Origin of the sequence: Okeanomitos corallinicola TIOX110, assembly GCF_038050375.1 — a bacterium.
GTDB classification, from domain to species: Bacteria; Cyanobacteriota; Cyanobacteriia; order Cyanobacteriales; family Nostocaceae; genus Okeanomitos; species Okeanomitos corallinicola.
Window position 1 is genome coordinate 3,550,504 of the sequence record NZ_CP150886.1, and the last position, 15,611, is coordinate 3,566,114.

Here is a 15,611-nt window from a genome sequence, read left to right on the forward strand (position 1 = left end):
ACGACTTTTGAACTATTGTATTTATGAGAAAGATGCGATTTACCGTATCTGTGAGTATTGATTTATGAGGCTAAAATTGAGCGATCGCCAATCTGTTGATCAATGGTTTAATCACATAGAAAAACGTCCAGCCCTTGCTGTGACTATGGCCATTGTCTGGTTACTGTTGATAAATTTCTTCGCTTTTGGCTGGAATTTGGGCAATATCGGTTTAATTGACGAAACTGAGCCACTTTTTGCCGAAGCTTCCCGACAAATGTTAGTAACAGGTGACTGGATCACACCTTTTTTCAATAGTGAAACTCGGTTTGACAAACCAGCATTAATTTATTGGTGTCAAGCGATCGCCTACTCAATCATGGGTGTAAATGAATGGGCCGCACGTATCCCATCCGCATTAGCAGCTACAGCCGTAACAGCTTTGGCTTTCTATGTAGTTCAGTGGTATTTTGCTGAAAAAGACAAACTAGAACAAACAGAAAAACCCGCTCGTCGTTACCTCACAGCCGCCACAGCATCGGCTTTAATAGCACTCAACCCAGAAATGATCGTTTGGGGTAGAGTTGGCGTTTCTGATATGTTACTGACCGGTTGCATCGCCTCAGCTTTATTATGTTTCTTCCTGGGATACGCTCAAAATTCCGTCCCTGCCCGTTTTCCTAATCAATGGTATTTAGCTTCCTATGTGTTAATGGCAGGAGCAATTTTAACCAAGGGGCCAGTGGGAATAGTTTTACCAGGTTTAATCATGATCATCTTTGGGGTGTACCTGGGTAAATTTTGGCAACTGTGGCGAGAAATGCGCCCGATTTTGGGACTATTTCTAGTATTCCTGATTTCTGCTCCCTGGTACATCTTGGTGACTTGGCGTAATGGCTGGAATTTCATTAATGCCTTTTTTGGCTATCACAACATCGAACGCTTTACAGAGGTAGTTAACGGTCACTCAGCCCCTTGGTATTTTTACTTTTTAGTTGTGTTATTGGGGTTTGCACCCTATTCGGTATTTATTCCTGCGGCCATAACGAGATTAAAATTTTGGCGGCGATCGCAAATCATCGGCCAAGAACGTTCTCAACACTTAGATTTATTTGTCTGTATTTGGTTTTTGGGTGTATTTGGCTTTTTTACCATCGCTGTCACCAAACTTCCCAGTTATGTATTACCCTTAATGCCAGCAGCAGCTATTTTAGTAGCTTTGTTTTGGAGTGATTTATTTACAGGTAGACAAACAGAAAAATCTTTCCGCATCAGTAGTTGGGTAAATGTGGCTTTATTGTCAACAATAGCCGTAGCATCATTTAATGTTCCCCGCTTAGTAGGAACAGATCCTGCTGCACCAGAACTTTATCAAAAAATTCAAAACTTAGGAATTACAAATTTAGGGGGGATAATTTGGTTAATTGCGGCCATGGCGATCGCTACTTTAATCATAATTCATCGCTTCCGTCCTATCATCGCTATTAATGTCATCGGATTTATTGTCTTTCTCTCTTTTGTATTAATGCCAGCCTTGTTTTTAATGGATTCAGAACGTCAACTACCATTAAGACAATTATCTGCGATCGCTGTCGCAGAAAAACAACCCAACGAAGAATTTGTCATGGTAGGTTTCAAAAAACCAACGGTAACTTTCTACAGTCAAAAAACCGTTAATTACATGAAATTTGCCCAAGAAGCAGTAGATCACATTAATCAAGAAACAGCTAAAGACAATCATCCCCCATCAATACTAATGTTGACAGAACAGAAAAAATTAATTGAAATGAACCTACCACCGGATCATTACAAAAACATCACTACAAAAGGAGCTTATAACTTAATTCGTATTCCTTTACAGAGAATTAAACAAGATCAAAAAGACAAAATGGATATCTTGTAATTCTCATTCATCAATCAGGTGGCGAGTGAATATCCCTATCACCACCTTTGATCATGATTCTTACGGAATGGTTTCAGTCCCCTGGCGGGGATTATTGATATAGCAATGGACAAAGCGGTTAGGACATTAAACAGAACTAAAACTTAGACACTGAAAGACTTCTAGGACTGTCACCTTGCTATAAAGTTTAAATCCCACTCTCCGTACCTGAATTTTGACATAAAAAACAGCCGCCTCCCAACGGAAGCGACCATTATTTAAACTAGGAAAACTAAAAACCGATTTTAGTAATCGAAGTCTCCGCCACCCATACCAGCGCCAGCAGCAGGAGCGCCATCTTTAGGTTCTGGTTTATCAACAACAATACACTCGGTTGTCAACACCATACCTGCGATAGAAGCAGCGTTTTGCAATGCAGAACGAGTAACTTTAGCAGGGTCAACAATACCAGCTTCTAACATATCAACGAACTCGTTGGTAGCAGCGTTGAAACCAATGTTGAAATCCTTCTCTTTCACTCTTTCAGCAATTACAGCGCCGTTTTGACCAGCGTTTTCGGCAATTCTCTTCAGAGGAGCAGGTAAAGCACGAGCGACAATTAAAGCACCAGTCAACTCTTCATTTTTGAGGTTGCTGTTAGCCCAAGTTTCCAACTGAGGAGATAAGTGAGCTAGGGTTGTACCACCACCAGGAACAATACCTTCTTCTACAGCAGCTTTGGTTGCGTTGATCGCATCTTCCAAGCGTAGCTTTTTGTCTTTCATTTCGGTTTCGGTCGCTGCACCAACTTTAACTACAGCTACACCACCGGACAATTTAGCTAAACGTTCTTGTAATTTTTCCTTGTCATAGGAAGATTCGGTTTCTTCCATTTGACGACGGATTTGTTCACAACGTGCTTTCACAGCAACATCATTACCTTCAGCAACGATGGTGGTAGTATCTTTGGTGATAGTGATGCGGCGAGCTTTACCTAAGCTTTCTAGTTTGGTGTTATCTAGTTTCAAACCAGCATCTTCGGTGACTAATTGACCACCGGTGAGGGTTGCAATATCTTCCAACATTGCTTTACGGCGATCGCCAAAACCAGGAGCTTTCACAGCCGCAACGTTAAGTACACCGCGTAAACGGTTCACAACCAAAGTAGCTAAAGCTTCTTTCTCGATGTCTTCAGCAATAATTACCAAAGGACGACCGGAACGAGCTACTTGTTCAAGTACAGGTACTAAATCTTGAACTAAAGCAATTTTCTTATCAGTTAACAGGATGTAAGGCTCATCAAAAACGGTTTCCATCCGTTCTGCATCGGTAGCGAAGTAAGGGGAAATATAACCCTTATCAAAACGCATACCTTCGGTAATTTCTAATTCGGTGGTCATGGACTTTCCTTCTTCCAAGGAAATTACACCTTCTTTACCCACCTTATCCATCGCTTGAGCAATCATGCTGCCAACTTCTTCATCGTTACCAGCAGAGATAGCACCAACTTGAGCGATAGATTTAGAATCTTCTACCGGACGAGCGTGTTCAGCAATTTTTTCTACCAAGAACGCAGTAGCTTTATCAATACCGCGCTTCAGAAGAATTGCGTTAGCACCAGCAGCTACGTTACGTAAGCCTTCTTTAACAATTGCGTGAGCCAAAACGGTAGCTGTGGTTGTACCATCACCAGCAGCATCATTAGTTTTGGAAGCAGCTTGACGAATCAAAGCTACGCCAGTATTTTCAATATGGTCTTCTAATTCAATTTCTTTAGCAATAGTGACACCATCATTAACGATTTGTGGTGCGCCAAATTTCTTCTCTAGAACTACGTTACGTCCTTTGGGACCAAGGGTGACAGCAACAGCTTCAGCCAGAATATCAATACCACGCTCAAGGGCGCGACGGGCGTTTTCGTTGTAAATAATGCGCTTTGCCATAATCTGTATAATTCTCGAATTGGTTATTTGTTGATTGTCAATTTTTCATCAGTTACTTGGTGGGGTTTGACTTGCCAATTCAAAATTTTGACTTTTGACTTTTGACTTGTTAGACCCCTCATCACTCTATTAGCTGACTACTGCTAGAATATCTTTCTCAGAAAGCAGTACATATTCTTCAGTGCCAAGCTTAACGTCAGTGCCAGCATACTTGGAGTACAGCACTTTATCGCCTACTTTAATTTCCATTTCTTGGCGGCTACCGTCATCGTTACGCTTGCCAGGGCCAAGATTTACTACTTCGCCGACTTGGGGTTTTTCCTTAGCGGTTTCGGGCAAATACAAACCACCTGCGGTCTTTTCTTCAGCGGCGGTCACTTTTACGAAAACGCGATCGCCCAAGGGTTTAACTGTAGATACGCTTAGAGATACAGCTGCCATAATTATTTTTTCTCGCTTGTTAGCACTCTCGACTCCTGAGTGCTAATTTACCGAAAGCAAGCGACAAATGGCAATCATTGATTCTGTACGGGTTTCCGAACTAAGAATTGGGGTGAAGAGCACAAGAGACGGGGTGATGGGGTGATGGGGTGATGGGTAGAAAATATTTTTACCAATGCCCCATACCCAATGCCACATACCCGATGACTTTTTATCACCCATAACTGAGGCATAAATACTTAATTGTTGTAGTTGTCTGGTTCTGTTGCGTAGGTAGTGAATATTTTTATATGGACAACTTTATTTCCAAAGCAGCGAAATTGTTATAGAACTGTAATCAGGGACTTTCTTAATGAGTAACAACACAGTGAGTCACAACAGCCCTCCTATCCCCGCAACTACTAAAGCTTGGAACTTTCCAGCATTTAGTAAATTGATGGCATATCAACAACAAGTAGATCTGTGCCTAACGGGTTTTTCTGAACCCTGAAGTCAACCTCTAACCCTTGGGCATCAAAGTTAAAATAGTTTTGAATCTTGGGAATGCAAAAAACTATGACTCAAAAAGTAAGATATCTACCACAGACATGAGAATTAACTCTTGTGTATCTTGATCAATAACATCAATTGCTTGCGTATTTTTTGTTATGGACAGATAATGGTAGCTTACTCAGATGTTGTTTAGTATAGCTAAACAAAACAGAAGTCATTAAGCAAAGCACCCCGGAAAAATTAATCAACATCATGGTTGTAGTGGTGGTTGGTTGAAACAAAAACCTTTTTAACCCATCCTTTGCCAAAAAATTTCCTAGTTGCTTATGAATCTCTAAATTAAATAGAGGCTGAACATTCCAGGGATCTAGTAGAGCAGCAGTAAACTGAAAGTGCGGTTCAGTTGTAAGTTCGGGTGATCTTCAACTAAATACTGAACTTGTCAGCCAGACAGATTATGATTGGAGCAGGTTTTTTAGCCCCCCACTTTCAAAGGAATATATAATAGCGCATTATAAATACTATTGCTCTACGTATCCTTACTAGACTTTCCCAAGTTACTATTATGTTAAGGGTGTTCAACACTTTCATGACAACAAGGGATAAAGGCAAGTTAGGTGGGAAAGACAGTACGTGCAGCCAGCGCGGAATTTACGCCTGTGGACAATATCCGCCTTCGGGATTGGTGGAAGCAGGAAGCAAACAACAAAATGTTCTAGTTTATGCTTATAAGCTTAATGAAAATGAACAATTTGTGTAAGTGTTTGTTTTGCAGAAAATCTCACGGATTTCACCATCATAGAGAATAAATATTCAAAATCTTGATGGATAGAAACACGACAACTGCCAATGATATGAAAGAGTCCAGTATGAAAGATCACAAACGACTTCTATTAATTGATGACGACCCTAACCTCATTTTGTTGGTGAAGGATTACTTAGAATTCCGTGGCTATGAAGTTATCACCGCTGAAAACGGACGAGCTGCTTTGGATATTCTAGAACATGATGTTCCAGATATGATTATCTGTGACGTGATGATGCCAGAAATGGACGGTTACACTTTTGTAGAACAAGTCCGGCAAAATGAACGTACTAGCTGGATACCTGTTCTTTTTCTCTCTGCTAAGGGACAAAGTGCAGACCGAGTTAAAGGTCTTAACAAAGGTGCTGACGTTTATATGGTTAAGCCCTTTGAACCTGAAGAACTCGTAGCACAGGTAGAATCTTCCCTGAAGCAAACTATCCGTTGGAAAGAACATCAAACCAAGGGAGGAGAAAACGGCTCTCGCATTCAAGTTCCTTTTGATGTCCAGTTAACTCCCACTGAACTGAAAGTGGTACAGTTTGTTGCCAGAGGTTTAGCTAACCGAGAAATCGCTGAGGAATTAAATGTTAGTCAGCGTACAGTTGAGAGCCATGTTTCCAATATGTTGGGTAAAACCAATCTCCACAACCGTACTGAATTAGCACGGTGGGCGATTGAAAATCAAATGGCTTAAAAACTCTACTGATTTCTGAATGTTTGAGTTTTGAGTTAAAACATGGTAAATCAAAGCTCAATCTCATTACTTTCAGTTTAATCTGACTTAGAAGACTAGAAAATTAGAAAATTTGAATTGTGAAGTCTATGGATTACATTAACCTTAGCTTCATAATTCATTTTTTTATGATACATTCCTAAAATCCTATCTTCCAACCCAGATATCACCTAAAATTATTTATACATTCACCTCAGTGAATTGCTTGTATGTCTGACTTTTAGGAATAGGATGTAAGGTTTAGGCTGTAGGGTTGTAACTAAATCAAAATATCTATCTAAATTTACTCATATCTGATAAAGAATAATCGTAAACATTCAGCTATTGAATAATACCTAATGGCTGAATGCTTACGTTAATTATTAATTTCAAAAAACAACATTGACATAATTTTCTCTCAGTTGTCAGTTCTCAGTCATTATTTATTTTGACTGCTGACTCCTGACTGGCAAAATTATTAGTTGTTAAAGTTTAGAATGAGCGCCATCACAAAATGGGGGATTGTTAGTTACTTTACATTGACACAAGGCAACTTTTTTCTTTTCAGTTAATTCAAATGCTTGGGGTGTAAATTCTGTGCCTTGATGGCCACCATCACAAAAAGGTTGATTTTTAGATTGTCCACAGGTACACCAGTAATAAGTACCTGCTTCTAGTTCTAAAACAGCAGGTTTTTTATCAGCAATTACAGGTTTAGTCATAGTGCTATCCTCTCAAATTTGTTTGTCTTACTCAGTTTAGGTATTAATTGATTTCAATAATTAGACTGAATAAGTCTACACTATTGACTTTAACCTATGTACAATTACTATGGATAGTAGGCACTTAAAAGTAATATACTTACCAAAAAGTAACTATGAAAGCCGAATTAGAACAAAATAATGCAACAAATAGACTAACTTGTGAAGTGGAAACCACTATCAAAATTATTGGTGGACGCTGGAAAGTATTAATCATCAGAGAATTAATTTCTGAAACTAAAAGATTTGGGGAATTACAACGTGCTTTATATGGAATTACTCAAAAGATGCTTACTCAGCAACTCAGAGAACTGGAAGAAGATGGGATAGTACATCGAGAAATTCACGCACAAATACCTCCTAAAGTAGAATATTCTCTCACTCCTCTGGGAGAAAGTCTAAAACCTATTCTCTATGCAATGCACGATTGGGCAGTTCAAAATTTATCTCACACGAATGATCATAATTCATAATTTAAAAAGATACCCGATTTACCAAATAAATCAGATATCTATTTATTAGCATTAATTGTTTTGTAAATATTCAATAGCAGCTGCTAATTTTGATGGGTATGCTTTAGCAAAACTTTCAAACCAAATTCCTTCGGAAGACAAAGGGTCTAATTTATCTATCCATGCTTGTGCTTGCTTTTTTAAAGCTTCTCTTTGTTGGACTTTAATTTGTGCTTGACGATTTTTTTCTTGTTCTAATTCCTGTTGTTTTCTTAATTCTTCAGTAGCATCTCTTTCCACAAAATCAGCTTTTACTTCTGCTAATAAATTATCTATTAAAGCATCTGATTTAGAAACAGAATTAATCAAAGGTTTGGCTGTATTTGCTGTTGGATTTTGTGGCCGATGGATGTTTTTTTTTGCTTCTGTGTGTTCAGCTTGAATTTCAGCCAATAACTTATCAATGGAATCCATTGTTTCCACTCCAAATTATGTATTTAATTAATCATTAATTGCATTTAGTAGCACTTCTGATAAACTTATATCTTCCATATCATCCATTGTTACTGTGTCACAAATATCAAATTTTGCCCCAGCACTTTGTAGTTGATCATCTAGAACTTTAAGAAAGCGCATAGCTTGGGGATCTTTACCCACTTGAATAAATGAAATACCTAATTCTTCATCTCTATCCATACGACGAGAAGCTTCTATAATCACTTTCATCACTGCTTTACGATCATCTGGTTCACCATCAGTTACAACTAAAATTATTTCTCCATTTTCCTTAGTTTGGTTACTAGATTTACGTTGAAAATAATCATCTGTAGCGTGTTTTAATACCCCTGCTAAATCAGTAGTTCCAGAAGGATCATTTTCTTGAAAAATTTGTACTACCTTGCTAGATGTAACATTTTCAAAACGTTTAAATCTTCCGGAAAATAAATAAATAGTTATGCCATCAGGATCTAACTGTTCACATTTACTTGCTAAAGCTAAAGTAGATTCTTGGGCTACAAACCATCTAGTTTTACCGCCTTTTTGATCTGGTGTGGCCATGCTACCACTTTTGTCTATAATTAAAGTGTAATCACGATTTTCCAACATCTATCTATTCTCCAGTCATGAATAAGGAAACAACTACTAAAAATTTGTAATTTTAATTAATCATTGATTGCATTCATCAAAACTTCTGTTAAACTAATTTCTTGTAAGTCTTCTAATTTAATGGTATCACAAATATCAAATTTAGCCCCTATGCTTTGTAATTTATCATCTAGAGATTGAAAAAACTTTGTGGCTTGAGAATCTGAACCTACTTGAATAAATGAAATTCCCAGTTCTTTTTCATTATCCATTTTGTGAGTAGCATTAATAATGATTTCACAGACTGCTTGCTGATTATGTTGTGTACCGTCAGTTATAACTAAAATTATTTCCCCGTTAGGTTTAGTTTTACCAGTAACTTTGCGGGAAAAATAATTATTAATGGCATCTTGCAGTACACCTACTAAATTGGTTGAATCAGCAGGTATTTCTTCTGCAAAAATCTGGGCTACTTTGGCAGATGTAACATGATCAAAACGTTCAAATCTGCGAGAAAATAGATAAACAGTTATACCGTCGGGATCAAATTCTTCACATTTACGAGCTAAGGCTAAAGTAGATTCCTGTAAAGCCAACCATCTGCTTGTTTCACCTGTTTCATTCAGTTTGGCCATACTGGCACTGTTGTCAATAATCAGTGTATAATCTCTGTTCTCTAACATTTGTTATGCTCCAATTTTGATGGTTTAATTTGAAATTTTGGATTTTAGTAAGTATGCAGAAATAAAAATATTAAATATTGAATATTGAATATTGAATATTAAATCTGAATACTTACAGGTTTCACACTTTAAAGAATCGGATTAATTAAAATCAGTTTGATTAGAAAATATTGATGCTCAATAATTAATCAGTGATAGCATTCATTAACACGTCAGACAGACTCATTTCTTCTAAATCATCTAAGGTTACGGTATCACAAATATCGAATTTAGCACCAACACTTTGCAATTGATCATCTAAGGCTTTCAGAAATTTTGTGGCTTGCGGATCTGAACCAACTTGAATCATAGAAATTCCTAATTCTTCATCTTTATCCATTTGCCGAGTTGCACTAATGATGACTTCAAATACAGCTTTACGATCATCAGGTTCACCGTCAGTCACAACTAAAATTGTGTCTCCATTAGCCTTAGTTTGACCAGCAGCTTTCCGCTGAAAATAATTATTGAGAGCATCTTGCAATACACTAGCTAAGTTGGTTGTCCCCGCAGGATCATTTTCCTGAAATATCTGAACTACTTTGGCAGAAGTGACATTTTCATAACGTTTAAAACGCCCGGAAAAGGTATAAACTGTAATCCCATCAGGGTCAAACTGTTCTGCTTTTCTAGCTAAAGCTAGGGTAGATTCTTGAGCGATATCCCATCTACTCTTACCACCTACTTGGTCTGGCGTAGACATACTACCGCTTTTGTCTATGATTAATGTATAGTCGCGATCGCTCATCATAAATCTCTTTGGTAATTTTTCTGTTTTTATTTTAACTCTTAGGTAATACGACTATATCTAGATACAGATGGATTGTAATAATGATTTAAAGTCTGGATATCTAGAAACAACTATTTTCTAAGGTAGAATCACTAAACAACTAAATATTGAAGCCATTGATGATTTCTCTATCTAGCTGACAACCATGAATGTGCAATCTAGTCTCAGATAGAAAAATTTGATATTACTTGCTTTGAACATAGGAAATATCCGGTTTTCCCGGTAATTTGATTTTATAGTAGGTGACGGGGAACAGGTGAAAGTGATAGAAGAGAAGCCTATCAGTGTATAAGTTTTGGTTTTGATTGATGTCCTAACCTTCTTGTTCGTTTTCTTGTTCGTTGCTATATCAAATCACTAACTCAAATTATGAGGACGACTATGACTGTTACAGAAATCACAGAAGCTACATTTAAACAGGAAGTGTTAGAAAGTGATACTCCAGTTTTAGTGGATTTTTGGGCCCCTTGGTGTGGCCCTTGTAGAATGCTATCTCCCGTTGTTGAAGAAGTTGCGGCTGAATACGATGGCCAGGTAAAAGTGGTGAAACTGAACACAGATAAGAATCCCACTGTTGCTAGTCATTACGGTATTCGTAGCATTCCTACCTTAATGGTATTTAAGGGAGGTCGGCAAATTGACACAGTTGTAGGTGCAGTTCCAAAAGCTACTTTAGCTAAAACTCTAGCACAGTATATTTCCGTATAGTTAGTTATCAGTTATCAGTTGTACTCCACTTCACACTTATTATTTTACAAATAAAAAGCCTGAAATTATTTCCAGATAATCCTTTCAGGCTTTTTACTCTTACAATTCATAATTATTTAATCTGTTTCAATATCTGCCGAATGTGGGTTCCAATATCTCTGCTAATCTACAACATCCTCCATGCTTTGGCTCTGATAGCAAAAATAGAGTGTAATGTTCCAGATTGCAAATCATATCAAACAATCGGCGTTGCTGAATCAAGGTATGAAAATGAAAAACTAAAAATCTGAAGTATTAGTCACGTAATAGTTTAGCGATCGCTAATAAATAAAAATCATATTCCAAATCAGCACTGCCCAAAATTCTTATTCCTCAATTATTAGCAAAAGGCTATGAATTTGTGACCATTGATAGGTTTGGCAACAATGAATAAATACTGTTAAATCCCTTCCTTAAATTGATTCACAACTTTATCCAAACCGACAGAATGGGCAGCTTTAAATAATAGGCGATCGCCTGATTTTACATAACTCTTTAATCTCGCTACTAAATCACTATGAGAAGTAAAACATTCACAGGGAATATCCTTCGCGCTGTTAGCGATCATTTCTGCATCTTTACCATCGGCCAAAACTAACAAACCATCTAAACCTAATTTTTGCACCATTTCCCCTACTTGTTGATGTAAATCTAGGGATCTTGATCCTAATTCTTTCATAGCTCCTAATACAGCTATTTTTCGCTTTCCAGGAGTATCTGCTAATAGTTGTAAAGCCGCTAACATTGCTTCTGGGGCTGCATTATAAGTCTCATCTAAAACTACAATATCATTAGGTAAATTAAACTTTTGAGATCGCCCTCCTGGCATATTTACCATTATCCCAGATTTTAAATTTTCCCAATCAATTTTTAAGACCTTCCCTACTGCTAAAGCTGCTAAAAAATTACTAGCATTATGGCGACCAGGTAAAGGCAAAGGTAAATTCACACCCTCCACTTCTATAGTTTCGTTATCAATTAAATTTCCTTGAATATCTCCACCCAAAAAACCATAACTAATAACTTCACCTTGCCAACATTTCTTCGCTGTTTCCATTAACAGTGGACTATCATAATTGAGAATTGCCACACTATCACTAGGCATTTCTTGTAATAACTCACATTTAGCTTCAGCAATCGCTTGTTCTGAACCTAGCAACTCAATATGTGCTGTTCCCGTATTAGTAATGACACCGATATTTGGTCTAGCAATTTCTGTTAATTCTGCAATTTGTCCTTTTCCTCGCATTGCCATTTCAATAACGGCAAAATCAGCTTTAACATCTAGTTCTAACAGGGTTTTAGGTACACCAATTTCATTATTAAAATTGCTATAGGTTTTATGAACTTTGCCTTGAGTTCCTAATACTGCGGCGATTAATTCTTTAGTTGTGGTCTTACCCACTGAACCCGTTACTCCAATCACAGGAATGGAAAAGGAATCTCGCCACCATCTGGCTACTTGCTGATATGCTTTTAATGTATTAGAAACTTTTAATACTGGATATTCAGAATTTGCATAAGTATAATCAACTATAGCTGCTATTGCACCCTTCGCGATCGCAGTTTGTATAAACTCATGTCCATCAAACTTTTCACCACGCAACGCCAAAAACACTTCACCAGGTTGTAAAATCCTTGTGTCTGTTTGAATACCGCAGCTGATTTGAGTTAAAGCAGATGCAGATAAGTTCATAGAATCGGCTGATAGAATTTCCACCAATTGGGATAAAGAGGCCAAACCAGGCATACTGATCATCAATAAAAGTTAATTACAAAATCCTACAATTATCGTGACCATAAATAAAGCAAATCCTCAATTTCCTAAAAAAGAGTTAGCTGTTACCGGGTTTAACAACACCCCAGGAGTTTAAATTTTAGTGATCTCCTATTTTTTCTATTGTTTCAATTACTGCCAAACCTATACTAGAAGCTGCAATTAAAGCGATAGCTGAGATCAAATAGGTGTTTGTCAGCATTTGGAGGGCTTCGTCAAAAACAATGTAGGTGGTCATCTATTCACCTTCTCAACCTTTAGCGGCTACTAGCTATATTTATTTCTCTACACTTTGATAGGTCAATCTCTCTGATTTGTTCCTAGCTCTAGTATCTTAACAAAACTTTAGCTGTTTCAAAACCCCATGACAAACTTTTTTCTTTAAAGATTTAATGAAATTAGCCTAAATTAAGTGAAATGCTATACATAAAAATAATATGAGTCAAAACAACTTCTTATACTGGTGTTACTATTATTATTTTTGTATTTTATTACACATTTGACGTTAATTGAGAGTTATCATCGAATATTCACATTTGCCAACAGTTACTCATCGCCTATTAATACAACAAAAATTTTGACATGAAAATTAAATAATAAAAAACCCCAGCGAAACTAACCGGGGTTAATAGGAGAAGTCAGAATGACGATGCAGAAAACTGTACTGGATGCACAGAAACTTTAAAAAATTAAATAGTTTTAGGGTGTTATTAATCCCATGTTTGTCAGTTACACACTGTTTAGTATTTTTTTTTAGTTATTACTTTATGTAAACAAACATAACAAGTTTATTACAAAATGTCAATAGAACTTGACAGAAAATTATAAATCGGGGTGATAACACTATCTTTTAGTCGGGAGTAGGTGATGGTATTTCCATCTGTAAAGCTTTCAATGCTATGGCAGATAAGAGTTTCAGCTAGTTGCTATACTCAAAACGGCTGAATCATTTGATTCTATAGGTAAGGATTTAGCACTGCTAAACCCATACACATCAAGGTTTTTCGTCATCTCACAAAAGTCTTATTCTAGCAGCTTCTTTACCTTTTATATATGTCTTTATTTTCAGTAAAACTACTTGTTTAGTCTAAAAGCTTAATATAGACAAAAACTTAGCGGCTTACACCTAAATGTAAACCGCTATGCGTGTAATTAAACTTTAAAATGGGCAGTACCAGACTCGAACTGATGACATCCTGCTTGTAAGGCAGGCGCTCTACCAACTGAGCTAACCGCCCCTGTTTTCTTGACTTAATTAATATAGCATAGACTTTTTAAATTTTGCAAGGGGTTAAAGAAAATTTTTTTCAGGTTGGGGGTTGGTTGTCAGCTATACTGACTCAGTATTCAATATTGACTTTTATTCAAAATGCCCTCTGGTCAAACCCATGATCGCATTACTATTTGGTCTGTACCTGTAATATCAGGTATAACTTTAATTTCCACTCATAGCAGCAATATGACATTGTTAATTGCGGGTGGGTTTATGTTTGGTGGGTTGATGTTTGGTCCTGACTTAGATATTTATTCCCGTCAGTTTCAACGTTGGGGATTTTTACGTTGGATTTGGCTACCTTATCAAAAAAGCTTACGTCATCGGTCTTTTTTGTCCCATGGGCCAATTATTGGCACAACATTAAGAGTGGTATATCTCAGTACATTCTTAGCAGTTGTAGGGATTTTAATTTTAGTTATTTTCGCTAAATTGGGTAACGTGGCTTTGAATTGGGGGGAAGTTTGGGGAAGCGTGGGGCGGACTATATCAGTATATTATAGAGAATTTTTAGCTTTGTTTTTAGGGTGTGAACTGGGTGCAATGAGTCATTCTCTGAGCGATTGGACTAACTCAGCATACAAACGCTATCAAAAGCAAGGTGTACAGGGATTGTTGCCAAATGGCAAAATAAAGAAACCTAAGGTTAATAGTCGTGGTAAACGTAGTTCTCAATCTAGAACTAATAAAAGCCGCACCAAGTAATAGTGAATAATAGTTAATAACTTTATCCCAACAAAATATACAGAGGAAGCAAAGTTTTATGATGGAAATAAATCACAATCAGACCTTAACAGCATTACAAGAATTAATTGATGTAGTGGCAAAATTGCGATCGCCTGAAGGTGGTTGTCCTTGGGATTTAGCACAAACACCCGAAAGCCTTACCCCTTATGTAATTGAAGAAGCTTATGAAGTAGTAGACGCAATTCAAACCGGGGATAAAAAAGCGATCGCTGAAGAACTAGGAGACTTATTATTACAAGTAGTTTTACAAGCGCAAATTGCCAGTGAAAACGGTGATTTTTCCCTGCAAGAAATAGCTGAAGGAATTTCGCAAAAATTGATCCGTCGTCATCCTCATGTTTTTGGTGATGTGACAGTAGAAAATGTAGAAGAAGTTCGTCAAAATTGGGAAACCATCAAAGCCGCAGAAAAAGGAGAAACCTTAGAAACACAAAAACTGAGTGATAAACTTAGTCGTTATCGGCGTAGTTTACCACCATTAAACGCAGCCATGAAAATATCTCAAAAAGCTGCTAATTTTGGGTTTGAGTGGAATAATGTAGATGAAGTTTGGGGCAAGTTCCACGAAGAATTAGAAGAATTTCAACAAGCATTAGCTCAGGAAACACCAGAGAGACAAGAATCAGAATTAGGTGATTTACTATTTGCAATTATTCAATTAGCTAGATGGCATAATCTTGATCCGAGTGTAGGTTTACAAGGTACAAGTCAGCGATTTATTCAACGATTGCAAAAAATGGAAGATGTGATTGATCGTCCACTGAGTGATTATAGTTTGGAAGAATTAGATGCACTTTGGCAACAAGCCAAGGCTAAACTTGCGAAAGATTAAATACTATTTCCTGTTTCCTGCCAGAGAGTGAAACCATCCATCAACGTTAACTTTTGATAATTAAATGTCATGTGCGCCCAAATGCCTATAATGAAGATATGAATATATTTGATAATTAACGTCATTTTTATTAAGAAAAAAAGGACATTAATCAATAATTTCTCCCT

General features: G+C 37.1%; 17 protein-coding genes and 1 tRNA gene. 7 read left to right on the forward strand and 11 right to left on the reverse strand.

The window, feature by feature from the left end; all coding sequences use genetic code 11:
- Positions 1-64: 64 nt before the first annotated feature.
- On the forward strand, positions 65-1,882 hold the full coding sequence (locus WJM97_RS15510; protein WP_353929693.1) for a glycosyltransferase family 39 protein: 1,818 nt from the start codon (positions 65-67) through the stop codon (positions 1,880-1,882).
- Between the two features lie 284 nt (positions 1,883-2,166).
- Here WJM97_RS15510 and groL read toward each other — a convergent pair whose 3' ends face one another.
- On the reverse strand, positions 2,167-3,804 hold the full coding sequence (gene groL / locus WJM97_RS15515) for a chaperonin GroEL (RefSeq protein ID WP_353929694.1): 1,638 nt from the start codon (positions 3,802-3,804) through the stop codon (positions 2,167-2,169).
- A gap of 129 nt (positions 3,805-3,933) precedes the next feature.
- A complete protein-coding gene (groES, locus tag WJM97_RS15520) occupies positions 3,934-4,245 on the reverse strand; it encodes a co-chaperone GroES (protein ID WP_353929695.1) in 312 nt (103 codons plus the stop codon).
- Positions 4,246-4,597: 352 nt separating this feature from the next.
- Here groES and WJM97_RS15525 point away from each other — a divergent pair, with 352 nt between their 5' ends.
- Positions 4,598-4,735, forward strand: a complete 138-nt coding sequence (locus WJM97_RS15525; RefSeq protein ID WP_353929696.1) for a hypothetical protein — start codon at positions 4,598-4,600, stop codon at positions 4,733-4,735.
- 826 nt (positions 4,736-5,561) lie between these two features.
- Positions 5,562-6,239, forward strand: coding sequence for a response regulator transcription factor (locus WJM97_RS15530; protein ID WP_353929697.1), 678 nt, complete (start codon positions 5,562-5,564; stop codon positions 6,237-6,239).
- 503 nt (positions 6,240-6,742) lie between these two features.
- Here the strand turns inward: WJM97_RS15530 and WJM97_RS15535 are convergent.
- A complete protein-coding gene (locus WJM97_RS15535; protein ID WP_353929698.1) occupies positions 6,743-6,979 on the reverse strand; it encodes a CDGSH iron-sulfur domain-containing protein in 237 nt (78 codons plus the stop codon).
- Positions 6,980-7,134: 155 nt separating this feature from the next.
- Here WJM97_RS15535 and WJM97_RS15540 point away from each other — a divergent pair, with 155 nt between their 5' ends.
- Complete coding sequence (locus WJM97_RS15540) at positions 7,135-7,491, forward strand: helix-turn-helix domain-containing protein (RefSeq protein WP_353929699.1); 357 nt, start codon at positions 7,135-7,137, stop codon at positions 7,489-7,491.
- Positions 7,492-7,542: 51 nt separating this feature from the next.
- On the opposite strand, the gene WJM97_RS15545 is transcribed toward WJM97_RS15540, so the two are convergent.
- The 4 genes from WJM97_RS15545 to WJM97_RS15560 all read right to left on the reverse strand — a co-directional run bounded on the left by WJM97_RS15545 (position 7,543) and on the right by WJM97_RS15560 (position 10,029).
- Entirely contained in the window at positions 7,543-7,944 is a 402-nt protein-coding gene (locus WJM97_RS15545) for a hypothetical protein (RefSeq protein ID WP_353929700.1), read from the reverse strand.
- Between the two features lie 27 nt (positions 7,945-7,971).
- Positions 7,972-8,577, reverse strand: coding sequence for a VWA domain-containing protein (locus WJM97_RS15550; RefSeq protein ID WP_353929701.1), 606 nt, complete (start codon positions 8,575-8,577; stop codon positions 7,972-7,974).
- A gap of 56 nt (positions 8,578-8,633) precedes the next feature.
- Positions 8,634-9,239: a VWA domain-containing protein gene (locus WJM97_RS15555; protein WP_353929702.1), complete on the reverse strand. Its 606-nt coding sequence runs from the start codon at positions 9,237-9,239 to the stop codon at positions 8,634-8,636.
- Positions 9,240-9,423: 184 nt separating this feature from the next.
- Positions 9,424-10,029, reverse strand: a complete 606-nt coding sequence (locus tag WJM97_RS15560) for a VWA domain-containing protein (RefSeq protein WP_353929703.1) — start codon at positions 10,027-10,029, stop codon at positions 9,424-9,426.
- 420 nt (positions 10,030-10,449) lie between these two features.
- On the opposite strand from WJM97_RS15560, the gene trxA reads away from it, so the two are divergent.
- A complete protein-coding gene (gene trxA, locus WJM97_RS15565; protein WP_353929704.1) occupies positions 10,450-10,776 on the forward strand; it encodes a thioredoxin in 327 nt (108 codons plus the stop codon).
- 439 nt (positions 10,777-11,215) lie between these two features.
- Here trxA and murF read toward each other — a convergent pair whose 3' ends face one another.
- The 3 genes from murF to WJM97_RS15580 all read right to left on the reverse strand — a co-directional run bounded on the left by murF (position 11,216) and on the right by WJM97_RS15580 (position 13,830).
- Positions 11,216-12,565 (reverse strand): UDP-N-acetylmuramoyl-tripeptide--D-alanyl-D-alanine ligase, encoded by a 1,350-nt coding sequence (gene murF, locus WJM97_RS15570; protein ID WP_353929705.1) that lies wholly within the window; start codon positions 12,563-12,565, stop codon positions 11,216-11,218.
- 127 nt (positions 12,566-12,692) lie between these two features.
- Complete coding sequence (locus WJM97_RS15575; RefSeq protein WP_353929706.1) at positions 12,693-12,830, reverse strand: hypothetical protein; 138 nt, start codon at positions 12,828-12,830, stop codon at positions 12,693-12,695.
- Between the two features lie 927 nt (positions 12,831-13,757).
- A tRNA-Val gene (locus WJM97_RS15580) sits at positions 13,758-13,830 on the reverse strand.
- 131 nt (positions 13,831-13,961) lie between these two features.
- On the opposite strand from WJM97_RS15580, the gene WJM97_RS15585 reads away from it, so the two are divergent.
- Positions 13,962-14,570: a metal-binding protein gene (locus WJM97_RS15585; RefSeq protein WP_353929707.1), complete on the forward strand. Its 609-nt coding sequence runs from the start codon at positions 13,962-13,964 to the stop codon at positions 14,568-14,570.
- A gap of 61 nt (positions 14,571-14,631) precedes the next feature.
- Entirely contained in the window at positions 14,632-15,444 is an 813-nt protein-coding gene (mazG, locus tag WJM97_RS15590; RefSeq protein ID WP_353933183.1) for a nucleoside triphosphate pyrophosphohydrolase, read from the forward strand.
- Here the strand turns inward: mazG and WJM97_RS15595 are convergent.
- The gene (locus WJM97_RS15595; protein ID WP_353929708.1) at positions 15,441-15,569 is read right to left on the reverse strand and encodes a hypothetical protein; all 129 of its coding nucleotides are present in this window, start codon (positions 15,567-15,569) and stop codon (positions 15,441-15,443) included. The genes mazG and WJM97_RS15595 overlap by 4 nt on opposite strands.
- Positions 15,570-15,611 lie beyond the last annotated feature (42 nt).